21 protein-coding genes are annotated in these 22,337 nt (G+C 38.4%); 5 read left to right on the forward strand and 16 right to left on the reverse strand.

Going from position 1 to position 22,337, the window contains the following annotated elements; translation table 11 throughout:
- Positions 1-3: 3 nt before the first annotated feature.
- Positions 4-3,162 (reverse strand): M1 family aminopeptidase, encoded by a 3,159-nt coding sequence (locus tag H5180_RS01020; RefSeq protein ID WP_182757480.1) that lies wholly within the window; start codon positions 3,160-3,162, stop codon positions 4-6.
- Positions 3,153-4,025 carry an ABC transporter ATP-binding protein gene (locus tag H5180_RS01025; protein ID WP_182757481.1) on the reverse strand — a complete coding sequence of 291 codons (873 nt, stop codon included), beginning with the start codon at positions 4,023-4,025 and terminating at the stop codon, positions 3,153-3,155. The genes H5180_RS01020 and H5180_RS01025 overlap by 10 nt, the downstream gene beginning before the upstream one ends.
- Positions 4,026-4,241: 216 nt before the next feature.
- Between H5180_RS01025 and H5180_RS01030 the strand changes: the two genes are divergently transcribed.
- Together H5180_RS01030 and H5180_RS01035 are read left to right on the forward strand one after the other, a co-directional pair.
- Entirely contained in the window at positions 4,242-5,753 is a 1,512-nt protein-coding gene (locus H5180_RS01030) for a sensor histidine kinase (protein WP_182757482.1), read from the forward strand.
- Positions 5,747-6,421 (forward strand): LytTR family DNA-binding domain-containing protein, encoded by a 675-nt coding sequence (locus H5180_RS01035; RefSeq protein ID WP_182757483.1) that lies wholly within the window; start codon positions 5,747-5,749, stop codon positions 6,419-6,421. Before H5180_RS01030 ends, H5180_RS01035 begins: the two co-directional genes overlap by 7 nt.
- Here H5180_RS01035 and H5180_RS01040 read toward each other — a convergent pair.
- The 3 genes from H5180_RS01040 to H5180_RS01050 are packed head-to-tail and all read right to left on the reverse strand — an operon-like array spanning position 6,404 to position 8,038.
- Positions 6,404-7,015 (reverse strand): GDSL-type esterase/lipase family protein, encoded by a 612-nt coding sequence (locus H5180_RS01040; protein WP_182757484.1) that lies wholly within the window; start codon positions 7,013-7,015, stop codon positions 6,404-6,406. The genes H5180_RS01035 and H5180_RS01040 overlap by 18 nt on opposite strands.
- Position 7,016: 1 nt before the next feature.
- Entirely contained in the window at positions 7,017-7,541 is a 525-nt protein-coding gene (locus H5180_RS01045; protein WP_182757485.1) for a DsrE family protein, read from the reverse strand.
- A gap of 32 nt (positions 7,542-7,573) precedes the next feature.
- Entirely contained in the window at positions 7,574-8,038 is a 465-nt protein-coding gene (locus H5180_RS01050; RefSeq protein ID WP_145234552.1) for a flavodoxin family protein, read from the reverse strand.
- A gap of 97 nt (positions 8,039-8,135) precedes the next feature.
- Between H5180_RS01050 and soxR the strand changes: the two genes are divergently transcribed.
- Both soxR and H5180_RS01060 read left to right on the forward strand, forming a co-directional pair.
- Positions 8,136-8,603 (forward strand): redox-sensitive transcriptional activator SoxR, encoded by a 468-nt coding sequence (gene soxR, locus H5180_RS01055; protein ID WP_145234554.1) that lies wholly within the window; start codon positions 8,136-8,138, stop codon positions 8,601-8,603.
- 237 nt (positions 8,604-8,840) lie between these two features.
- Positions 8,841-10,694 (forward strand): S8 family serine peptidase, encoded by a 1,854-nt coding sequence (locus H5180_RS01060; protein ID WP_145234556.1) that lies wholly within the window; start codon positions 8,841-8,843, stop codon positions 10,692-10,694.
- Between the two features lie 341 nt (positions 10,695-11,035).
- Here the strand turns inward: H5180_RS01060 and H5180_RS01065 are convergent, their stop codons facing one another.
- Both H5180_RS01065 and H5180_RS01070 read right to left on the reverse strand, forming a co-directional pair.
- Complete coding sequence (locus H5180_RS01065) at positions 11,036-11,470, reverse strand: GNAT family N-acetyltransferase (protein ID WP_182717645.1); 435 nt, start codon at positions 11,468-11,470, stop codon at positions 11,036-11,038.
- 9 nt (positions 11,471-11,479) lie between these two features.
- Complete coding sequence (locus tag H5180_RS01070; RefSeq protein WP_145234560.1) at positions 11,480-12,106, reverse strand: LysE family translocator; 627 nt, start codon at positions 12,104-12,106, stop codon at positions 11,480-11,482.
- An 88-nt stretch (positions 12,107-12,194) separates the two neighbouring features.
- On the opposite strand from H5180_RS01070, the gene H5180_RS01075 reads away from it, so the two are divergent.
- Entirely contained in the window at positions 12,195-13,589 is a 1,395-nt protein-coding gene (locus H5180_RS01075; protein ID WP_145234562.1) for a PLP-dependent aminotransferase family protein, read from the forward strand.
- A 243-nt stretch (positions 13,590-13,832) separates the two neighbouring features.
- Here H5180_RS01075 and H5180_RS01080 read toward each other — a convergent pair whose 3' ends face one another.
- The 9 genes from H5180_RS01080 to H5180_RS01120 all read right to left on the reverse strand — a co-directional run bounded on the left by H5180_RS01080 (position 13,833) and on the right by H5180_RS01120 (position 22,294).
- Positions 13,833-14,900, reverse strand: coding sequence for a hypothetical protein (locus tag H5180_RS01080; protein WP_182757486.1), 1,068 nt, complete (start codon positions 14,898-14,900; stop codon positions 13,833-13,835).
- Positions 14,893-15,462 carry a hypothetical protein gene (locus tag H5180_RS01085; protein WP_182757487.1) on the reverse strand — a complete coding sequence of 190 codons (570 nt, stop codon included), beginning with the start codon at positions 15,460-15,462 and terminating at the stop codon, positions 14,893-14,895. The genes H5180_RS01080 and H5180_RS01085 overlap by 8 nt, the downstream gene beginning before the upstream one ends.
- A 269-nt stretch (positions 15,463-15,731) precedes the next feature.
- Positions 15,732-16,799 carry a hypothetical protein gene (locus tag H5180_RS01090; protein ID WP_182757488.1) on the reverse strand — a complete coding sequence of 356 codons (1,068 nt, stop codon included), beginning with the start codon at positions 16,797-16,799 and terminating at the stop codon, positions 15,732-15,734.
- Complete coding sequence (locus tag H5180_RS01095; RefSeq protein WP_182757489.1) at positions 16,792-17,412, reverse strand: hypothetical protein; 621 nt, start codon at positions 17,410-17,412, stop codon at positions 16,792-16,794. Before H5180_RS01095 ends, H5180_RS01090 begins: the two co-directional genes overlap by 8 nt.
- 151 nt (positions 17,413-17,563) lie before the next feature.
- Positions 17,564-18,547 (reverse strand): hypothetical protein, encoded by a 984-nt coding sequence (locus H5180_RS01100; RefSeq protein ID WP_182757490.1) that lies wholly within the window; start codon positions 18,545-18,547, stop codon positions 17,564-17,566.
- 103 nt (positions 18,548-18,650) lie between these two features.
- On the reverse strand, positions 18,651-19,637 hold the full coding sequence (locus H5180_RS01105; protein ID WP_182757491.1) for a hypothetical protein: 987 nt from the start codon (positions 19,635-19,637) through the stop codon (positions 18,651-18,653).
- A 103-nt stretch (positions 19,638-19,740) separates the two neighbouring features.
- On the reverse strand, positions 19,741-20,724 hold the full coding sequence (locus H5180_RS01110; protein WP_182757492.1) for a hypothetical protein: 984 nt from the start codon (positions 20,722-20,724) through the stop codon (positions 19,741-19,743).
- Positions 20,725-20,732: 8 nt separating this feature from the next.
- Positions 20,733-21,212: a hypothetical protein gene (locus tag H5180_RS01115; protein WP_259399511.1), complete on the reverse strand. Its 480-nt coding sequence runs from the start codon at positions 21,210-21,212 to the stop codon at positions 20,733-20,735.
- A 50-nt stretch (positions 21,213-21,262) separates the two neighbouring features.
- Positions 21,263-22,294: a hypothetical protein gene (locus H5180_RS01120; protein WP_182757493.1), complete on the reverse strand. Its 1,032-nt coding sequence runs from the start codon at positions 22,292-22,294 to the stop codon at positions 21,263-21,265.
- Positions 22,295-22,337 lie beyond the last annotated feature (43 nt).

The raw sequence follows: 22,337 nt of genomic DNA on the forward strand, positions 1-22,337 counted from the left end.
CACTTAAACGTCTAAAAACAGCGAATTGATAAATGCAATATGCTGCTCCTCAACCTGCTGTTTCAATGTCCGAATAAAATCCATTGCTGTCGCAGGCCGATTTGGATAAGCATACTCTTGCCATACTGACTTAAGTGCACTAGTTATCGCTTCATCGCCTACTTTAGCCCTTAGTTTTGCAAATACGATGGTGGCTTTTGAGTATTGATCATAATTTTTTGTTGAATCAATCAACGCCATTTTAGCGGTAATATCCATGCGCGATGCCTGCTCATAACGCTTTGTTTCATAATCAACTAATGCGTTCATAGCGGTTTTACCGTAGCGTTTTTCTAACACGACTAATTCGATATATTTAGCCATCGATTCCATTAAAAAGGCACTATCTGCAGGCACACTATTACCTATATCATGGCCAAACCACTGATGCGCGGTTTCATGCACTGCACGGCGATAACGCTGATCAAAGCCAGCACCAACGCTTGGACGAGCCCTAAACCCAACTTTATCCTCAATTAATATAATTTGTGGTAAAGCATACCCAGTGCCACCAAATGGGGGAGCTGCAATTAAGCTTAATTGCTTGGCTTTATACGCAACAATATTATTTTTAAACCAATCAAGTGTGTCCATCATTGCTTGAAAGTTAACGGCAATTGCATCTGAACGCTCAATCGGCTCTTGTTTTTTTGCAAATACTTGTAAAGTAACACCATCATGTTTTTTAGTTTCAGCATTAAAAGGCACTGACAGCCAAGCTGGTAAGTTATTAATTGCAGACACTGTTTTAAACTTAAATATTTCACGACCCTGTTCACGTTGATGCGTAATTTGCTTGCCCTGTGTCACAACTTGGTACCCCGTTGCCGTTGATACTGTGCTCGACATCGTTATACGCTCATAGTGTGCTGGTCTATCTTGCCCTTTAGTAACTAACGCTGAAGCTAAAGGGCGAGACTTTTGTTGCAAACCATATTGAGCTCGTAAGCTTGTATCTGTTAACTCATAGTTGATTTGATAGCCAATGGTTGGCAGCACCGGAACTGCTCGAATATAACTAAATTCAGGCGTAATTATTTGATGTCCACCAGCAGGCCACAATTTCGCTTGATGTACTTCAAATTGTGTTGTTAATTGTCGTGTTTCATGTGGTTTTATTGCAACGTCAAACTCATACACAGCCTGATTTAAGTCAGGATAAAAAGCAATTTGTGTCGCACCTGCAATCTTCACCTTCGCCCACTTATAAAACCCAGCTCTGCCGACTAAAATTTGCTTAATGGCCATTGGATGAGAGTTTTTTAAGGTGTAAGCCAGATCAAACTTTGCTAACTGTTGATGCGGGTAAAAATCAATTTTTGCATCAATATGACTAACCTGAGGTTGCAACTTATGCTGCCAGCCTGCAAAGGTTTTTTCATAATTGGCTTTAAACGCTTCACGTTTATGTGAATTGGTAAGGGGCTTTTCATCAACTAAACGTAGGTGTAATTGCACAAATAAACCAACACAGAGCAACACAGGCATTATTAGCCATGCATCTTTTCGTACAACCGCACGCCTATCAAGCCCTGCACCGCGGTGACTAAATACGCACGTTAGCAATATAAAACTTACACAGGCAAACAACCACACCTGTATATAAGGCCGATAACTGCTAATACTGGCCCGATAATCCCAAAATTCACTCGGTGGCTGCAATGGCGTCCAAGCTAGGCTCCAAAATGTGTGTGTGAATCCTAAATAAGTCATAACTGGTGTAAATTTGAGTATTAGCATTACAAAAACAACCAGCCCTGAAATCAGTATTGAACGACACAAATTAAACACACACACCGTTACCCATGCAATCATCATTAGGGGCAGTGCCGTTAAACACAGAACATATACATGATCGTACGCGTCATATTGGCTATGAATAAACCATTGTGACAAAGAAGCACCAACAAAGCTCATCGTTGAAAAAATAATAACCAGGGTAGCCAATACCAATAATTGACTATATAAAATAGTGGCCGTTTTGATCGGCGTAGCAGCAATTAGCTCAGCCATGTTAAAGCGCCGTGCATAGCAACTGATTTGCCAGCTCCAAAGCACCATCAGCAAACACCCAAACAGTATTTGCATATCAAAAGCATAGTGACTAATTGCATCGATGCTGGTTGCGCTGATTACACTCAATGGCTCAGCATAAGCAGAAGAAGAGGCTACATTATTAAACACCATGGCTGGCCAAGCTAATAAAATTAACAGTGTTATTGGATGCTTTAAAACATTGAAAAGCGCTACTTTATAGCATGCGATAAATATAGGCAGTTCATGGTTTTTTGCAGCCACAGGTCGGTACGAGGCACTTGCTACTATAACGGGTTGTAGCTTGCTCACTGCATTTTTTACCCGCTTATTGAACGAGTTAAACACATTACTCGCTGCCGCCGCACTAAAGTAGATAACGGTTGTGAGTAACAGTATCAGCACCCGATTAATGGCTATAACCCAGCCCTGAGGCTCAACAAAGCTACCTATAATTGCAGTGTATGCGAAAGGATCTAACCATATAAACAGTTGATAACTAGTTTCACTGATAATACTACTTCCCGCCAATATGGGATTACCCGTGACACTTGCAAGCAGTAAGTAGCCAATCCATAAAACTGCAAATACAAAATAGTTCACCAGAGGGCTGCTGAATTTTTGACAAAACCAGAATGCAATTACACCAAGCAAACAACTATTAGGAAGCAGCACAAAAAGACTATTAACAGCCAGTTGATTAATGATTTGCCAGTCAAACCCTTTGCTGCGTACTTGCATAACCATCATTACTAGCATACTGATAAGCACAATCACAAACACACACAACACCAACGTTCCCACACGTAGCAATGCGCTTTGTTTAAACGTGATAGGTGTCACTGCCACCAGCTCTTGCATATTGTGTATTTGATCACGTAAAAAAAATGTCGGTGCAAGCGCACCTGTAAGTAAAGCTAGTTGTATCATTTGCAGCGCAACTAGATGTAATTTAAATTGATTTATAGCGTCGCTGCCTTCGACGGCTAAACCTGATGACAATGTAAACGCAAATAAAGGGGCAGTTACAAAGCAAAGCCAAAGCAAAGGCTGGCGAAGTACATAATGTAGTTCGTTGATCAGTAGCATGTGTTACTACCTCGCAATTTCAACTCATAAAAATAGCTATCTTGCAGCGTCACTTCGCCAGGTCTTGCACGCTCAGCGGGAGCAGTAGTGGCATAAACTCGAAATGAAGGCTTGCCGTATCGATAACTTTGGCTTAATACAAAGCTCTCTTGCGGTAACACACTAGGAAGGCTCTCCAGTAGCCATACACAACCATGCAATGGCTTAATGAGTGCTGCCACTTCACCACTTTGAATTAACCGACCTTGATTGATCATCGCGACAAAATGACACTGATTTTCTATATCTTCAACAATATGGGTAGATAACAACACCAAGCGCTGCTTACTAATAGTTACGAGTAAATTGTTGAGACTTTCACGCTCTGCAGGGTCAAGCCCTGCGGTTGGTTCATCTAGAATAATCAGCTTAGGAGAGCCTAGCAACGCTTGAGCAATACCAAAGCGTTGTTTCATCCCACCAGAAAAGTGGCTCACCTTTTTGTTTGCAAACTGAGATAAATTTAATAGCGCCAAGAGCTCACTTATTTGCTGCTGTCGGTCTTTTTTATTGAGGCCCTTTAAAATTGCGATGTGCTCTAGCAAAGCAATACAACTCATATTTGGATAGACGCCAAATTGTTGCGATAAATAGCCAAGCTGCTTGCGCATCTCATCAGGGTGTTGCAACACATCTAAACCGTCAAAGTTCACCTGACCAGTATCAACGCTTTGCAAACACGCAAGCGTGCGCATTAAGCTTGATTTACCCGCCCCATTTGGCCCAAGTAATCCCACCATACCGGTTGGTAAAGTAATAGATATATCACTTAATGCTTGGGTACCATCTGCATATTTTTTATTAATATTTGTAAGTGTTAGCATCGTTATGTTCCTTAATTGATTAATAATCACATTAAGAAAGCACCGCACAATAAGCTACATAGCAATGATCAACGCATTGAATTAAAGGATGAAAGCAAATATTTTGCAGTTGTCATTAAAAAACGACCTTTGATCATTATTTTGCTGAACTAAGTGAAGTAATTCATTTAAACTTAATAACATATATCATTAAGCACGATGAACATGGAGTGTAGTATGCAGGCAGCTATTTCAGCGCGGTGGCAACGATTAAACTTACATTATGTGGTTGTTTTACTACCCGTTATTGCTGCAATAATGCTAGAAGCACACATTCGCTATCTATCATTAAAGCAAGACTCAGCCGAGCTCTACACGCTAATTAATGGGCAACTATTTTTAGAGTGCTTGCCTTTTTTAGCTGCTCACGCTTTAGCATTTAAATTGCCACTTAAACGCTCAGTTGTAGTGTGGCTATTAGGCTTTGTTGCGTATCCTTCTCTTGTCTACCTGGTAAATATAATGTCTTCTGCGTTTGCTAATTGGCAATACCTCGACGCACAATGCTGGATACTCTCTGCATTCGCGAGTCTTATTTGGCTAATGTTAAAGCGAGTTAGTAGCGCACAAAACTCATTAACTTCAAAGTGGTTTAACTCATTAACATCTCTCGATAATATGGTTATTTTAGTATTAGTATCGTGGTCTTTAATTATGGCTGGCGTACTTAATACGCATACAAACCCGATGCTAAATCAACCTTTAGACCTGATCCTTGACATAAGCAAAGTATTTACCCAATTTAATCAATTCCTAACTTACTTTTGGCAGCTAAGCGTATACACAGCTATCATTTTTTGTTTGTACTTATTTAACCGATACATATTGATCCGCCAAATATTAACAAACCATGGTGTGTTTACTTTTCTCGCTGCATGTTTAATTTTTATTGCTTTGCTTACACCCACCCTCACTGCGGGTGTGCTTTTACTGCCCATCAATGATCTGCCTACAGAGGTTGTAAATTTAACACCAAGTGGAACTCGAAGCCTTTTTAGTAAGTATAACTACCAGTTTATGTTTTTCTTTCTTAGCGTTAGCACGCCAATTATTTTAGCCTTTGAACGCCAACAGCAGCATAATAAATTAAATGTGATTGCCAAGCAGCAAACTGAAACAGAACTGACGTTACTACAACAACAAATTAACCCGCACTTTTTATTCAACACACTAAATAACTTATATGCATTAACACTCACTAAATCAGATAATGCACCGCAGTTGGTGATGCAACTTGCCAATTTACTTCGATACACGGTCTACGAAGGTCAAAAACAACAGGTTTTCTTAACCCAAGAAATTAATTATCTTAAAGACTTTATCGAATTACAGCAGATCAGAAGTGGTGACAAGTGCCAATTTAACCTTGTTTGGCCAAGTAACCCTGGTAAATTAAAAATAGCCCCACTGCTACTCATTATTATATTAGAAAATGCTATTAAACATGGTGTAGAGCCAACATCACAGCAAACAGAAATAACCTTTGAACTCACAGTCAGTAGCAATACACTAACGCTGTATTGCGCAAACACCATCCACCAACAAAAACAACAAAATGATTCTGGCATGGGACTGAACAATTTAAAGCGAAGACTGGAACTTCTGTACCCAAATAGCTATTCTCTGATTACAAATAGTCAACATAATATTTGGCAAACTACACTCACTTTGGAGCTTTCATCATGTTAAACGCATTGATAATCGATGATGAGCCACTCGCACACCTCGTAATTCAGCACCACTTAGCAGCTCACCCTACAATTAATATTGTTGGCCAATACTATAGCGCAAAAGATGCTTTATATGACTTGGCAAAGTTAGACGTCGATTTAGTCTTTTTAGACATCAATATGCCAGAGTTATCGGGGTTAGAGTTACTCAAAGCGCTCGCTAAACCACCGCAAGTAATTATAGTCAGTGCTTATCAAGAGTATGCCTTTGAAGGCTTTGAACTCAATGTAACTGATTATTTGCTAAAGCCCGTATCGGCAGAGAGGCTTGAGCAAGCACTCAACAAAGTTATAATTCGTGAGAATCAGTTTTCAACACAGCCGCAATCAAGCATCATTCTTAAAGTTGACCGTGAAAAACGTAAGATCAACTTAGATAGTATTGAATACATTGAGGCGTATGGAAATTATGTAAGAGTTCACCTAGCTGACCAAGTGATACTTGCAACAAGCACACTTAAGCGGCTCTCAGTACAACTTGATGGCTCATTCTTGCAAACTCATAAATCATTTTTAATCAATAAAAATAAGGTTGTTGCAGTTAGTAATGACTATATTGAGCTAATCTCAGGTACGATTGTAAAAGTTGGCAAGTCATATAAAGAAGTATCACGTTATTTGCTCTAAAATATACTGATATAAATTATCTGCGAGCTTTTTATGTTCACAAGATGGCCAGTGCACCCCCTCATACTGACAAGGCTTAATAAACAAGAAGGCATCAATAAATTCACACGTGTGACGTTCAGCGGCGGCTTTGAACTCAATGGATAATTGTTCAGCTTTTTTACCTGCACCTGCGTAAATGCTTTTATAACTTCCCACTTCATGAACCTTGGGCGGGCTTATAATGATTATCTTTGGTATTGTTTTACAGTGATAAAAGGCTTTAATGGCTAAAATTAACTCCTCAAGCGCTTTGCCAATATCGAGAGCAGACAGTGCAAAACGTGCTTTTAAATCATTGGTTCCAAGCTGAATAATAACAATGTCAACGGTGTGCACTTCAAGGTAAGGTTTTAAATATTTAATCCCTGACTTATCACCATCAAAAGGCGGATTGTTCACTAAGGTTCTATTCGGCTGCCCTGCCTCGATAACCTCATGACCATCACCTAATTGTTGTAGTATACCTGGCCAGCGCTCACATGCAGCCAACCGCTTACCATCAACAGGAGAAATACCAAAGGTATTCGAATCACCAAAACACAAAATATTCATTTTAAAATGGATTCAGCGTGTAGCCTTGTTGCTGTAACTGCGCATGAGCGGTCATTGCAGAAAGCGCCATTTTCACCCCAGGAATAAGCTGCTCTGCTGCTACCTTCATATGCATTGCCGACTGCCCGCACACATACACAACCGTATTATTAGCAAGTAGCTGGGTGATCAAAGACTGGTTTTTATTATCAACATCAAAGCGGCTTTTATAAACGCTGTTTTCCAGCATATCAACGCTCGCGCTACCGTGTACGACTAAGGCCAGTTGGATGTTTTCCGGCTTTACCCCATGGGCAACATGCATATTAATAAAGCGCGCTAACGAATTAATAGGGTTATTTTGCTCGCCATGTTTTGCACCATCCCCCACATCAAAGGCAATTTTAAACTGCGCTTGGCTTAAGTTTGATACATGAGCTGGTACATTGTAAAAATAACCAAAGTCATTGATAACAGGAGTTGGCTCAGCAGCGATCGTTGTTAAGCTAGTTGCAAGAAGGCCAAAGCCTAAAAGTGAAGTTTTCATAAATCATCCTTTTTTGTTTAGCCTACCCGTATTTAACCAGCCTGTACATGTGAATGAGCTTTAAAAGTCATTCCTAAATAATTAAAGGTTTGTTTAAACATGTCTATAAAGGCGTCTGGCGCAGAGGGAGATGAGGCATTAGACAATAGTGAAAACTGTTTTTGACGTAAAGTTCTAAGCTTCGGTTTTAACGCCTCGTCATCCATGTAATCTGTGATCCTATCCATAAATGCTTTCATTTGTGGCGTGGTGTTATACCAGTACACAGGCGATGCGAACACCCAATGTTCGTAGCGAAGTAACACTTCAAACAAATTATAAAAATCATCATTGTGATACTGCTTATCGTAGCGATAAGGTGAAATAACATAATCATCTAAGCAAAAAACAATGCCGCTTTGTTGCTTACTATAGGCATTAACTTGCGCCGTAGTATTACCGTTTTTACGGCCACTTGAATAAATAATAGCGGTGTTATGCATTGGTTTTTCTTGCATTTTATTTCTCCTTTTTTATGGTTGCAAAGAGCGTAAAACCTCAAGTAAGATTGAGGTCAACCTTAAAAATTGATTTTTAATAAAAAAGAAGAAAACTATGACCGATCAACAAAAAAAGCTTGTTGAAGCTAATTTAACTGTGGGCTTTGTAGCTAAACGCAGCGGCGTAAAAGTCTCCGCGCTACACTTTTACGAAACCAAAGGCTTGATCCGCAGCTGGCGGAACAACGGCAACCAACGCCGTTATAAGCCTGATGTACTGCGCCGTGTGGCGGTCATCAAAGCAGCGCAAGCAATGGGCATTACTCTTGAGGAAATCAAACAAACCCTCGCCACTTTACCTGATAAACGAACCCCCACTAAAGAAGATTGGTCAGCATTATCAAAAAACTGGCAAGCACAACTTGATGAACGTATTGCTTTTATGCAGCGCCTACGCGACAGAGTCGACGGCTGCATCGGCTGCGGTTGCCTGTCAATGACAAAGTGCCCGATTTACAATAAAGACGATTACTTAGGCGATACCCAAAGTGGCGCAGTACTTTTGAATAATCCTCAAAAATAATCCTGCCAAAAATAACAATACGCTCAATATTAAAAACACTTAAATTCAAATAATTGCACTAAAAAGCAAGCAAGTGTTAGATTCATAATAAGGCTACAAAAAACCAAAACAGTTACACTTGTTTACATATTTTTACATTTAAGTTAAATTAAAGTTAACAGAATGTTTACTTGTTGCTAATTAAAGCTATCTTTTGGAGTGCGTTTCAAACAATAACTATCCAAAAAGGATTAAACAATGCGTAAATTAAGTACTCTAAGTTTTGCTGTTTTAGTCAGTTTATCAGCGGTGCAAACTCATGCGGCAGAACTTATGTCCGTCGACACAAGCCGCGCGATTGAAGGTAAATATATCGTTGTATTTAAAACTCCCTCCGTTTTAAATGTTCAAAGTAGTGATGCAATAGCTGACTTTGCCAGTTCACAATCAGCGAGTTTAAGTAACCTATATAACATCGATGTGGCTCAGGAATTTGGCGGCATTTTAAACGGTGTTGTTGTCAATGCGTCAGATAAAACAATTCAACAAATGCTTAGCAATCCGAATATTGACTACATTGAACAAGATCAAATGATGTCGATTAACCCTTTGGCACAAACAAACGCAAATCAACCAAATGCAATCTGGGGCTTAGACCGCATAGATCAACAAGACCTCCCTCTCAATTCAAATTACTATTATGATTTTGATGGGTCTGGCGTAACTGCGTATGTCATTGATACAGGTGTACGTATAAGCCACAATGAATTCGGCAATCGCGCATCTCACGGTTATGACTTTATAGATAACGACTCAGATGCAACAGACTGTAATGGACATGGTACGCATGTTGCCGGCACGATTGGTGGTGGTACTTACGGGGTTGCTAAAAATGTCAACATCGTAGGTGTGCGCGTACTAGGTTGTAATGGTTCAGGCTCAAACTCAGGGGTTATTGCAGGTATTAACTGGGTTAAAAATAACGCGACGGGACCTTCAGTTGCAAATATGAGTTTAGGCGGTGGCGCCTCACAAGCAACTGATGACGCAGTAAACAATGCCGTAGCAGCAGGAATAAGTTTTGTAGTAGCTGCGGGTAATGACAATAGTAATGCCTGCAATTATTCACCAGCTCGTGCAGCGAACGCCATAACTGTTGGCTCAACGACTAGCAGCGATAGTCGTTCAAGTTTTTCAAACTATGGTAACTGTTTAGATATCTACGCACCTGGTTCAAGTATTAAATCAGCATGGTATAACTCAAATACATCAACAAATACTATCAGTGGCACCTCAATGGCCTCGCCTCATGTTGCTGGTGCCGTTGCACTATACCTTGATGAAACGCCCTCTTTGAGCCCATCACAAATCGATACTATGCTCAGCCAACGAAGTACTAAAAACAAAGTGTCTGATGCGAAATCTGGCTCACCGAATGAGTTACTTTATACATTAGAAGGTGGCATTATTGTCCCCCCAGAAGAAAATGAACTGACCAATGGACAAAGCGTTAACGTATCAGGCGCTCAAGGTACAAACACTTTTTATAAGCTCGTTGTTCCTGCGGGTTCTGAATCGCTATCATTTGATACCAATGGTGGTTCAGGCGATGTTGATATGTATGTACAGGTAGGGCAAAAACCTTCAACTAGTAGCTACAACTGTAGACCATATAAAAATGGCAACACAGAAAACTGCACGTTCACTAACCCACAAGCTGGCGATTGGTGGGTAATGCTCAATGGCTACAGCCAATACAGTGGTGTAAGTTTAACTGGCACAATTGGCGGTGGCACTAGCTGTGGCAGCAATTGCTTAACAAATGGCGTGCCAATTACAGGGCTTTCTGGGGCACGAAATCAAGAACTTGTCTACACCATTGAAGTACCAGCAAATGCTTCGTTGAATATTAGTATGTCTGGAGGTACGGGCGACGCCGATTTATATGTTCGTAAAGGCGCACAAGCTACAACTAGTGTGTATGACTGCCGTCCATATGCAAATGGTAATAATGAAAGCTGTAACCTAGGCTCAGGACAAGGCGGTAAATATTACATTACACTAAGAGGGTACAATGCATTTTCTGGCGTAAGCATTGTTGCATCTTACTAATTAACTGACTCTAAAAAACTCAATAATACCAATAGTGTTAAGTTGCTGACCATTTATAACGACAGATAAATACAGTGATAACAAGGCAGAAATTTTGACATGTTGTTGCTCTACATAAAAAATGATTAACGCAGTTAGCGTTTTATTTAGCCCGCCAGAATGGTTAAATATTTAAGTCGATTGGTATAATAATATGGCCTATTTTTATAGGCCGTATTATTTATTGATACTCTCTAAAGTGCTCACATTTTTAATAAAACGGCTATAAATAGAGAATAAATAGTTCAGCTGCAAAATAATAAAAGTATTTAACTGCACGCATTAAAGCGTTCAATCCATACTTAATTTTGCCGCTGTAATAATGTTGAGTACCCGCCAACTAAACACTTTTCCATCGCGAGATTGGGGCTTGCTTGGCTTTGAAAACCAAATTGTTGATAAAGTGAATGAGCGTCTTTTGTTGCCAGTGTAAAACGGCGTAATGATTGCAATTCAGGGTGACTCATTACATGATCCATCAGCTTTTTACCCAGCCCTTGACCTCTAAATGGCTCTAACACAAATACATCCAGTAAATTTGCAAAAGTGGCTTGGTCAGTCACCACTCGTGCAAATGCCAATAGCTGTTTATTTTCAATTAATGCAAAGCACAGCGAGTGTGCGAACGCTTTTTCTAACCGTTCGCGACTAATGCCTTGACTCCAATAACTTCGCTCAGATAAAAACTCAAACGCTTGGGTAAATTGTTGTGGTGACAATTGGTGAGTAAATTTCATTTCATTTCCCTACTGAATGCTTGCATTGGAAAGAAAAACTAAAGGAATTGATGCCGCAAGAAACAGTGACATAACCCAATTAAAACGTTTAAAGATATTTGGCTTATTTAGAAATTGGCGCATGTATTTGCCAAAATTCACCCAAAACAAGCCTGAGCAAGCCGCGACAAGGTTAAAAATAATCACGCCCAAAATTGCAGAAGGCCAATAGGCACCTCCTGGTAAAGTAAGTGCAGTACAAAGTGTCATTAACACTGCATATGACTTAGGATTGATCAACTGAAAAAGCATGCCTTGAAAAAAATTTAAAGGCCTTGCTTGAGCATTATCACCTTTTAATTGAGAGCTACTAGCTATCTTGTATGCCAAATATAAAATATAACCACTGGCACAAAGCTGTAGAAAAAAATGCAGCTTTGGCTGTATTAAAAACAATTTACCTAATCCTAGTAGCATTGCCAAATGCATTATCGTCATGCCTACTCGAATACCCAATAAGTGCGGTAGGGTTTTGATCACGCCAAAATGTGTGCCTGAGTGAGTAAGCAAAATATTATTAGGCCCAGGCGTAATTGACGCCGCAAAACAAAATAAAATGAGAGCCGGAGCAAGCTCAAAAACAGTAGCTGTATTCATAATAATTAATTGTATTGATACAATATTGTAGTTGTTTAATAACTATTAATTGTCATACTTATGTAAAATCATCAATATTTTTATTGTTATGAATACAATTTACAAACCGGATCACACTCTATTTAGTAGTTTGTGCAAAACACAGCCAAAATATCGCGCATTAGCCGCTTTGATTGAGCATGCTATCGACAACAAAATGCTGGGTTTTGAGCAAAAATTACCAGCCCAACGACTTCTCGCTGACAGCCTAAGTGTTACACATGGTACGGTAACTCGTGCATATGCTTTACTTGAGCAACGAGGGTTGGTTACTGCAAAACTAGGGGCTGGTACCTTTGTAAGTAAAGTTATTGAGTTAAGTCATTTTGAGGGCGACACAGACTTTGCTTCAAGCATGCAACCGATGATGGGGCAACAACATGTTATGACCAATGCCCTGCAATCGCTGTCAAAGGATCAACGTGCATTAACAGATGTGATGATTTATAAACTCAATGGACTTACCTCACATCAATATTTTTTCAAACAATGGCTAGCGGATAAGGGCTTTGATTGCTTAAACCATCCGTTGATATTTACCCAAGGTGCTCAGCAAGGAATATTCACTACGTTAGCAACCTTGTGTGAAAGTGGCGATACTGTCATTGCAGAGTCAATGTGTTACCCCGGTTTTTACCATGCGTGTCATTCGCTTAAACTTTCATTAGCGCAAGTAAACGTGCATAGCGACGGGATTGATCTTGCGCAAATTGAAGCATTGTGTAAGTCGCGTACAATCAAAGCGGTTTACATCACGCCAAACTGTCAAAATCCAACCAATATTTGCTATAGCAGTAACAATTTAAATGCCCTACTGGCGCTGAGTCGCCGATATAATTTTTTCATTATTGAAGATGACGTAAATTACTGTTTGCCAGAGTATTGGCGATTACCATTGTGGCAACAAGCACCGGATCGGGTTTTTTATATTTCAAGCTTTTCAAAATATTTTGCAGGCGGACTACGAGCCGGTTACTTATTACCTCCACGACTTTGGGAGCAACCAATTTTAAAACAAATTCATAGTGAGTGTTGGGCGGTTTCCTCAATGAATTTTGAGTTAATAATGCGCGCCATTAAAAGTAACGAATTTACTTATAATCAAACTAAGCTAGCAGATGAGATACGCTATCGTATTGAACAAATAAAAAAGCTGCTTCAAACTTATGAGATAGATGCTCAGTTTGCCAGTTTAAATGTATATATTCGCTTATCCCAGTCGCAGAATATGTTTGAGTTTTGCAGCGTATTAAAAGCGCATAAGGTAATTGTAAGGACGCTAGATTCCTTTATCCCAGAAGTTCCAGCCCTAAAAGTGGATAATCCAAATGGTGTTCGCCTCACCCTAGGCGGCCCAGCAACCCGGGCTGAGTTTGACTTAGGCATCACCCGCGTTGAAGCCGCTTTACAGCAGTTTAATCAAACATTTGAGGTAGTTATTTAAATTTTATTATTCAATAAAATCGGGGAATCATTATTCCTTTGGGTGATGTGAACTCATACTTTTTTGAGGAAATATAGTGTTTAAAGTTCTGCGAGTTCTCTATTGCTTTTGCATTTAGTTTTGCATTTAGTTTTGCATTTAGTTTTGCAAATTTATATGAAATTGACATGAATATCCTTTTGCCTACCCAAGCAGTTATTTACTGCTTGGGTTAAATTCCTTTAATTTTATTATGTTATTTAACTATAGATCTACCATCAAAAACGAAGTGAATTTTTGCCACAAGGTTTTACTAAACTTGATCTCGCTTTCAGGCTTAATGTTATCTGCGTATTTCCATGGAAACTTGAAAATATCTGGCGGTGTTAGCTTTTTAATAGGTTTACCCATCAAAAGGTTATCAAGCTGCTCTTCATCATTAAACTCTTTTAAAAGCTCATCATCCGCTTTAGTCATTTCTTTTAAAAATGACTTATCTACTCGATACCAAAAGTACTTAGGTCGACCATTGGCTTTATCAAATTCAGCGGTGGTTTTATCAAACTCTCGATAATATTCAAATTGCGGGATATCTGCTAAGGGTTGGGTGACATCCATAAAGTTTTGTAATAATTCCCAATGTACAAAAGCAGAACTAATTAAGTTAGCACCTGTCCAAGCATAAAAAACATCTTTTTTAAAATGCAATAATGTAACCCCCCTTAAAGGAAAGCCACTTTGCGGATTGTTTTGAACTTTATAGTGAGCATTGAACTGTTCAAAAGGTAACTTAATTTTTTGCCCATTACTGCCTTTGTCGGATGACCAAACAAGTCCTGTTTTCCGCTCGAAATTTACACGCGTATGCGTAACTTTTTTTCTTACTAGTTTCCACACTGTTAAATTGAAAAGCTTTGATACCCCCCAAGCTAATAAAAATAAAAACAATGCTCTAGTCGCTTCTTCTGTATCAGCAAATAAGAATAAAAATAGCGGAATTGTAAATAAAAAGAGTAAATTAACTAAGTGAGCAACCCCCCAAGAAAGTAATAGTACGTCAGTAACTTTTCTCCCTAAACTAGATAAACTTAGGACATGCGGATCACTACCAAGAATATTTCTATAATGTTGAGCTTTCCCTGATAAATTATACTTATAATCGGAGTTTTGAGAACTGTCAAAGCAATGTCCAAACACTTTACCTCTTGGGTATATTGCTTGCTTACTTTGATAGCGGCAATACATGGTCTCTCGCTCGTCAGTCGCTATTTCATTTCTAAACTTTGCATCTTGCTTACCCCTGTAAGCTGTTTCAGCATACTGCTCAAGCATATTCTATTTCCTTTATTATCCATGCTTTATCTGGTACTTCACCGTTTTCCCAATCATTACGTTCATTTATATCAACGTAAGGCAAGGTCACATTTTTATCTAAGCGATACTGCACTTTTACTTGCCAATCAACGTCAAAGCTTAATGGCCACATTGATAAGATTGGGACAATATATTGAAACCCAGTGATGGCACGGGATTCAGTATTTTCTTTTTGGATTATTTGCCAATTATTATGGTCGTGACGAAATTTATTTTCAAAATGTAAAACTCCCTCATCCTCTATTTGATAAACTTGAACGAATACCTCTGATTGCCCTAAGGCAAAGTTTGGCGTGTCTATATCAATAGTCAATTGGCAATGAGAATCGGTGAGTTTTTTTACACCTAACGTGACACTCGGGCTCATTAATGTGCCTACCAATGCGGCATAACACTCTTTTGGTTGGGTGTGCCATTTTTTATAACTGCCTGTACAGCGCTCATCTGCATCTTTCGCAAAGGGGCCATTTTTAGTCCAAGTTTCTGATTCATTATCGGAAAAATTTAAGATGACAGCCATCTTAACTATTCAAACTGAATGTCGTTTTTATTGTTCAATTTGTGCAGCGTAAAGCCGCGCCTACGCAAATTAAAATGGCTGTTTTCTTAACTGTTTATTATGTCGCCATGTTAGCCAGCAACGTGACGGTAAACCTAGGCAACACTTATACTGCCTAGGCTTGAATTCCTTTTCTGATTGTTAAAGAGCTATGGTCAGTTAACCGATTTGATATTCTGTGTTTTTATGAAAAGCAGAAAGCTGTAGTTTTTTATGTTGACTTCCACTGCTTACAAGTCAACCATCAAAAACGAAGTGAGTTTTTGCCACAGTGTTTTGCCAAACTTAATTTCACTTTCAGGTTTAATGTTATCTGCGTATTTCCACGGTAATTTAAAAATTTCAGGTGGTGTGAGCTTTTTAATAGGTTTACCCATCAAAAGGTTATCGAGCTGCTCTTCATCATTAAATTCTTTTCTCAACTCGTCATCTGCTTTGGACATTTCTTTTAAAAAAGACTTATCAACACGATACCAAAAATACTTAGGGCGGCCATTGGCTTTATCAAATTCAGCGGTAGTTTTATCAAACTCACGGTAATATTCAAATTGTGGAATATCTGCTAAGGGTTGAGTAACATCCATAAAATTTTGTAATAATTCCCAATGTTGAAAACTGCAAGCGATCTCATTGTTGTAAGCAACATCATAACGTTGCTCTTCTTTATAATGAAGAAGAGTAAGCCCCCTGTGTGGAAATCCACTTTTGGGATTATGTGTAGCTTTATAATGAGCATTAAATTCTTCAAAGCTTAAATAAGCAAAACTCTTTGCATCGCTTTTTGGTATTTTAACTACACCTGTTTTACGATCAAAAATAACTGCTAATTTAAAATTAGATCTAAAATATGGCCATATCACCCAATTTAAAATTTTTGAAAAAAACCACACAGATAACAACACAGTGTAACTATCAAATGCTTCTGCAATATCTCCAAGAAAAAAACTAGTAATAGGAAAAGCTATCAAAAGAAACAATATTGATATGTGGAATACTCCCCAAGCGAAAGTTAAAGTGTCTATGAAACTTACAGGATTAGAAGCCAATGGTAGTTCCAGTTGGCTCTCATTTTGAGTAAGAATACTTCGATGCTGATTTGCGGCACCACTTATATTCAATTTATATTCTAATCTTTGAGAGTTATCAAAACAGTGCCCAAACACATCACCTCTAGGAAATATCGCTTGCTTACTTTGATAACGGCAATACATAGAGTCACGCTCATCAGTCGCTATTTCATCTCTAAATTTTGCATCTTGCTTACCTCTGTAAGCGGTCTCTGCATACTGCTCAAGCATATTCTATTTCCTTTATTTTCCAGGCTTTATCTGGTTGCTCACCGTTATCCCAATCATTACGCTCATCAATATCCACATAGGGCAAAGTAACATGCTTATCTAGGCGATACTGCACTTTTACTTGCCAATCAACTTCGAAATGTTTCGGCCACATAGATAATATTGGAATTATATATTTAAACCCAGTGATGGCACCGGATTCAGTATTCTCTTTTTGGATTATTTGCCAATTTTTATGATCGTGACGAAATTCATTTGCAAAATGCAAAACTCCCTCATCTTCAATTTGGTAAACTTGAACGAATAACTCTGATTGCCCTAAGGCAAAGTTTGATGTGTCTATATCTACAGTTAATTGGCAATGGGTACTGGTTAATCGCTTAACACCGAGCGTGACGCTTGGCTTCATTAATGCGCCCACTAATGCGGCATAACACTCTTTTGGTTGAGTGTGCCATTTTTCATAACTACCAGTACAGCGGTCATCAATATCTTTAGCAAACGGACCATTTTTAGTCCACGTTTCTAATTCATTATCGGTGACTAATATAGCAATAATTGCAATGATCAAACCGACTGCGATTATTGCCCACCCTAAAGGTGTAGTGAACAATGCCGCACCAAGATATAAAAACCAGCTGCATATATTTCCGTATTAGCTACCAACGTGGCGGTAAACCTAGGCAGCATATACAGCCTAGATTTGAATTCCATTTTTAATTTTTATCACAATCCTAGTTGCATGCTATATATAAAATCATCTATTAAGGTATTCCCATAAACAACTGCAGTGCTAAACGCTTTGCTTTGTATTTCCATGTCAGTTTTTCGATACGTTCTGGCTCACCTTTAAAATGCAGCCAAGGTTTGGTTATTTCTTTGTTAGGTGTCGCTCTAAGCCAATTAAAATGCGCAGCCTCTTTATTAAATTTCTGCCAAATTTCGACTTGTTGAGCAAGCGAAAAATCACTCCAAAATTTATTGGGTCTGTCATTTTGCTTATCAAATTCAGCTGTGAGTTCATCAAGGTGGCGGTAGTTTTCATACTCAGGCACATCAGGCAGTGGTTGGTTGTTATCCATAAACCGCACTACACGTTCCCAATATAAATAGCAGTTCATCGGGTTATTTGAGTTATCAGGCACCTGAACTGCTATTTTAGTCTCGGGGTATTTATCCTCATCAATATGACTAATAAAAGGTACAAACCCCATTACGCCCGGGCGTGTTGCCACAATATCAAGGTGGCACACAATATCAGCCCATTTAAAACAACAATTACCCAGCTCATCACGCTCTTCACAACCGGGTATCTCATAGGTAAAGCCGACTAACTGTTTTTTTCTGTCAAAATATATTTGCTTTTTAGGGAGGTAACTCTCTGTTATTGGTAATAAGTTAAGAAAAAACAGGTTCCAAGAAAAAGTGAGTATAGGTATCCACCATTGAAATGGCTCATTGGAATAGGTGGCCACAAAGCAACAGATCAACAAGATTAAACTCAAAGTAAATCCGATTATGATTGGGCCAAACAATATAACTCTAATTGGGCTATTTCCGCACATTTCTACTTTATATCGTTCAGGATGTTTTTGTATTTCTTTTTGCTTTCTTGCAGGTAAATTATATAAATAGCATAAGCCTTTGAATTTATCCTTGAGGCTATTTAATCTCTCAGGGTAAAAAAAACAATTAAATCGCGTTTTTTTACCCATGATATCAACGGCTAGGTAGTCATTATTTTGCATTTAATATCCTTATTGTTTAATCAACCTTGGCACTTTAAAGTGCCTCAGTTTGAATTCCTTTTCTGATTGTTAACGTATCATTGAATTTGAAACTTAAGCCGTTTCACGGAAAGCCGATAAAAAGCTGAACCAGTAAACGCTTTATTTTATATTTCCACGTTAATTGTTCTATGCGATCAGGCTCTGCCTTCCAATGCTGCCAAGGTTTCGTTATTTCGTCATTGGCTTTACCTTTTAGCCAATCAAATGGAAAAGCATCTTCTAAAATTTCGTCCCTAATTTCAATTTGCTGTTCAATTGAAAAGTCTACCCAAAAGTCTGAAGGACGATTATTATTTTTATCAAACTCTGCTGTAATTGGATCTAAATGTCGGTGTTGTTCATATACCGGCACATCGGGCAATGGCTTACTTAAATCCATAAAGCGCACATAACACTCCCATAATAAATAACAATGCACTGGATTAGCTGAAAGTTCGACAACTGAACCGGTTACTATTGTTTTAGGGTACTTCTCTTGGTCTATATGACTAATTTCTGGAAAGTAATTCATTACACCCGGCGCGCCCATTTTCGAGGTTAACCTGCAAACAATCTCTTCCCATTTAAAGCAACAGTTACCTAAGTCATCTCGTTGTTCACAACCTGGTATATCAAAAGTAAATCCGACCGTTTGGTTTTGCCTATCAAGATACATCACCCTATCAGGTATATACCTAGCAGTTATTGGTAGTAAATTTAAGAAGAATAAGTTCCAGCAAAAGGTAACAAGAGGTATCCACCACTGAAATTTTTCACCTTCATCATAAAATGGAAGTGATAAAATACTAATTAATGTAATTAAGCTTAATACAGCTCCAATGGCCATTGGACCGAATAATATGGCTTTTATAGGGTTATTACCACAAGGGACAAGCTTGTATTTTTCGCGCTGATTTTCATATAACTTGTTCGTATCAAGCCAATCATATAAAAAACACAGGCCTTTAAATTCGTGATATATACTTTTTATACTACGATATTCAAAAAAACGATTAAACCTCGTTTTCTTTGGCATTATTCCAACACCAAAGTAATTATTGTTTTGCATCAGGTTCCTTTGCTTTAATAAACCTAGGCAGCATATATCGTCTAGATTTGAATGCCTTTTATTAAAAATAAACTTAGCCTAATACTAGACATAAAATCATCTTTTAAGGTATTCCCATAAACAACTGCAGTGCTAAACGCTTTGCTTTATATTTCCATGTCAGTTTTTCGATACGTTCTGGCTCACCTTTAAAATGCAGCCAAGGTTTGGTTATTTCTTCGTTAGGCTTTCCCTCCAGCCAATCAAAGTCACAAGCTTCTTCTTTTAATTTTCGCCAAATTTCTTGTTGTTGCGAAAATGAAAAGTCGAGCCAAAAACCTACAGGTCTATTATTTTGAATATCAAACTCAGCTGTCCGTGGGTCTAAATGCCGGTGTTCTTCATATTCAGGTACATCAGGTAAAGGTTTAGTTAAATCCATGAAACGTACATTACTTTCCCAATACAAGTAACAATATGCTGGTGTTTCTCCATTATCCGCCACCGTACCTAGCATTTTAGTCTTTGGATACTTTTCTAAATCAATATGGCTAATACTCGGGAAGTAGCTTACAACTCCCGGACGCGTAGATGCAATATCAAGTCGACACACTATTTCATCCCAACTAAAGCAGCAATTACCTAATTCATCACGCTGTTCACAGTCTGGTATATTGAAAGTAAAACCCACTGTCTGCTTTAATCTATCAAAATATATTATTTTTTTAGATGTAAACCTAAATGTAACTGGTAATACATTCAAGAAAAATAAATTCCAACTAAATGTAAGTAACGGTACCCACCATTGATAAGGTTCGTCCGAGTAGGTAGCAACAACACAAGAAATGACAAATAGCAAACTTAAAGTAAACCCAATTGCCATTGGTCCAAAGAAGAGCGTTTTTATAGGATCGTTGCCACACTTAAAAGACCGATATCTTTGCGGTTGGGTTTCAACTAAATGCATGTCAGTATCTATCCAATTATACAAATAACATAAGCCTTTAAACTTTTTATATCGTTCTTTGATTTTATGAGGGTAAAAAAAACAATTAAATCGCGTTTTTTTAGGCATGATATCAACGGCTAGGTAGTCATTATTTTGCATTACTTTCCTTATGCAATTGCTAATTCAAGTGAGGCATTTTCAATTGGCTTTTCAAACGCATCAAAATCTATCGGTAAAGTTAGACTTTCGTTGTAAATAAGTGTTGATGTTATTTCAACATCAAACACACTAATGTTCGGTGATTCAATTTCAAACTCATAGGTGGCTGCATTTAAGCTCAGGCTATTTTCATCAAATTCAGATAAATACTCTTTAGTGCCTTCAACCCAAGTCGCTTTTTTATAAACATTCAACGTTGTTGGATGCCGCCATGAGTATTTTACATCTAAAAGCAACTCAGATTTACCCACTATGAACATTGGCAATTCAACTTTTACCGTATAATAATTGCGACCATCAAAAAAAGTAGGAGTATTAACAGTCACCTTAGGCAAAAACAATACGCTTTGGATATATTTAAAATATTGGTTTGGATCTGAGAAAGTGGGGTCATTGTGTCGCCATGTGACGATAAACCTAGGCAGCATATACCGCCTAGGTTTGAATTCCTTTTCAGATTTTTAAAGAGCAATCGCGTTTAAACACCCGCAATAATTTGCATTGCAAGGGTTTTCATCAGGCGTTTCCAATACGGGGGGTTGTCTGGTTGGTTTAGGCTTTCATCTACTGGCCACTTTTCCCACGGTTTGGTGATTTCTTTATTTGCCCAGCGTTTTGGGTTGGTGATGGCACCGTCAAAGTTAAAGCGATAAATATCGTTATCAAGCTGTTCTTCTATCTGCTGCATTTGTTTGTAGCTCATTAAACGCCAGTACTTTTCAGGGCGATTATTTTGCTTATCAAAATCCCGTGTTATCGGGTCTAAATGACGAAATGGCTCGATTTCTGGTGAATCAACGAGCGGTTTGCTTAAGTCCATAAAGCGCACTACGCGCTCCCATGTATACTTACAGTAGTTTGGGTTTTGTGGGTTGTCTTTAACCCGTATTTCACTAAATGCACCATGGTGGTTTTCATAATCTTTATGGGCAATATACATAGCATGGGTCACACCATGGCCCTGTGAATGGTTCGCTTTAGAATAAAACGCTTCTATATCCTCAAACGGAAAAGTCGAATGGCCATGCTCATTTTTTTCGGCATTATCAACCGACCACGTAAAGTTCACTGTTTGGTTTTGGCGATCAAAATATATTTCACGTTTTGGCAAGATATGACGCGCCAAAATGGGGCTGAAGTTGAGAAAGAAAAAATTCCAGCAAATAGTAAATAATAGAAAAGCCCATGGGTATTCCATATTGTCCATAATAAAAACCCCAAAAATAGCCAATATAGATACAAAACTACCTGTTGCCCCTAAAAGAATAGGACCTAATGTTAACCCTAGCGTCCAATCCCCCGCATTATGAAAACCCAAGTAGCGGCTTTCATTATCCAAGCTTTGAGGCTGTACTTTTTTATTATCCTCTTTTTCTAATAAAAATCGGACAATCATTAACCCTTTAGGTGAACTATACTCATACTTTTTTGAGGAAATATAGTGTTTAAAGTTCTGCGATTTTTCTATCACTTTTGCATTTAGTTTTGCAAATTTATATGAAATTGACATTAAAATCCTTTTCTATCCAAGCAGTGACTTACTGCTTGGGTTA

This window comes from Pseudoalteromonas sp. SR41-4, assembly GCF_014163985.1.
Classification (GTDB): Bacteria; Pseudomonadota; Gammaproteobacteria; order Enterobacterales; family Alteromonadaceae; genus Pseudoalteromonas; species Pseudoalteromonas rhizosphaerae.

Excerpts from the sequence above, each read along its gene's own strand:
- soxR (WP_145234554.1), top strand. The coding sequence starts at position 8,136 with ATGACCGATCAACAAAAAAAGCTTGTTGAAGCTAATTTAACTGTGGGC.
- H5180_RS01025 (WP_182757481.1), bottom strand. The coding sequence starts at position 4,025 with ATGCTAACACTTACAAATATTAATAAAAAATATGCAGATGGTACCCAA.
- H5180_RS01080 (WP_182757486.1), bottom strand. The coding sequence starts at position 14,900 with ATGCTTGAGCAGTATGCTGAAACAGCTTACAGGGGTAAGCAAGATGCA.
- H5180_RS01020 (WP_182757480.1), bottom strand. The coding sequence starts at position 3,162 with ATGCTACTGATCAACGAACTACATTATGTACTTCGCCAGCCTTTGCTT.
- H5180_RS01120 (WP_182757493.1), bottom strand. The coding sequence starts at position 22,294 with ATGTCAATTTCATATAAATTTGCAAAACTAAATGCAAAAGTGATAGAA.
- H5180_RS01030 (WP_182757482.1), top strand. The coding sequence starts at position 4,242 with ATGCAGGCAGCTATTTCAGCGCGGTGGCAACGATTAAACTTACATTAT.
- H5180_RS01045 (WP_182757485.1), bottom strand. The coding sequence starts at position 7,541 with ATGAAAACTTCACTTTTAGGCTTTGGCCTTCTTGCAACTAGCTTAACA.
- H5180_RS01075 (WP_145234562.1), top strand. The coding sequence starts at position 12,195 with ATGAATACAATTTACAAACCGGATCACACTCTATTTAGTAGTTTGTGC.
- H5180_RS01050 (WP_145234552.1), bottom strand. The coding sequence starts at position 8,038 with ATGCAAGAAAAACCAATGCATAACACCGCTATTATTTATTCAAGTGGC.
- H5180_RS01070 (WP_145234560.1), bottom strand. The coding sequence starts at position 12,106 with ATGAATACAGCTACTGTTTTTGAGCTTGCTCCGGCTCTCATTTTATTT.
- H5180_RS01060 (WP_145234556.1), top strand. The coding sequence starts at position 8,841 with ATGCGTAAATTAAGTACTCTAAGTTTTGCTGTTTTAGTCAGTTTATCA.
- H5180_RS01090 (WP_182757488.1), bottom strand. The coding sequence starts at position 16,799 with ATGCTTGAGCAGTATGCAGAGACCGCTTACAGAGGTAAGCAAGATGCA.
- H5180_RS01110 (WP_182757492.1), bottom strand. The coding sequence starts at position 20,724 with ATGCAAAATAATGACTACCTAGCCGTTGATATCATGCCTAAAAAAACG.
- H5180_RS01085 (WP_182757487.1), bottom strand. The coding sequence starts at position 15,462 with ATGGCTGTCATCTTAAATTTTTCCGATAATGAATCAGAAACTTGGACT.
- H5180_RS01105 (WP_182757491.1), bottom strand. The coding sequence starts at position 19,637 with ATGCAAAACAATAATTACTTTGGTGTTGGAATAATGCCAAAGAAAACG.
- H5180_RS01065 (WP_182717645.1), bottom strand. The coding sequence starts at position 11,470 with ATGAAATTTACTCACCAATTGTCACCACAACAATTTACCCAAGCGTTT.
- H5180_RS01040 (WP_182757484.1), bottom strand. The coding sequence starts at position 7,015 with ATGAATATTTTGTGTTTTGGTGATTCGAATACCTTTGGTATTTCTCCT.
- H5180_RS01035 (WP_182757483.1), top strand. The coding sequence starts at position 5,747 with ATGTTAAACGCATTGATAATCGATGATGAGCCACTCGCACACCTCGTA.
- H5180_RS01100 (WP_182757490.1), bottom strand. The coding sequence starts at position 18,547 with ATGCAAAATAATGACTACCTAGCCGTTGATATCATGGGTAAAAAAACG.
- H5180_RS01115 (WP_259399511.1), bottom strand. The coding sequence starts at position 21,212 with ATGCTGCCTAGGTTTATCGTCACATGGCGACACAATGACCCCACTTTC.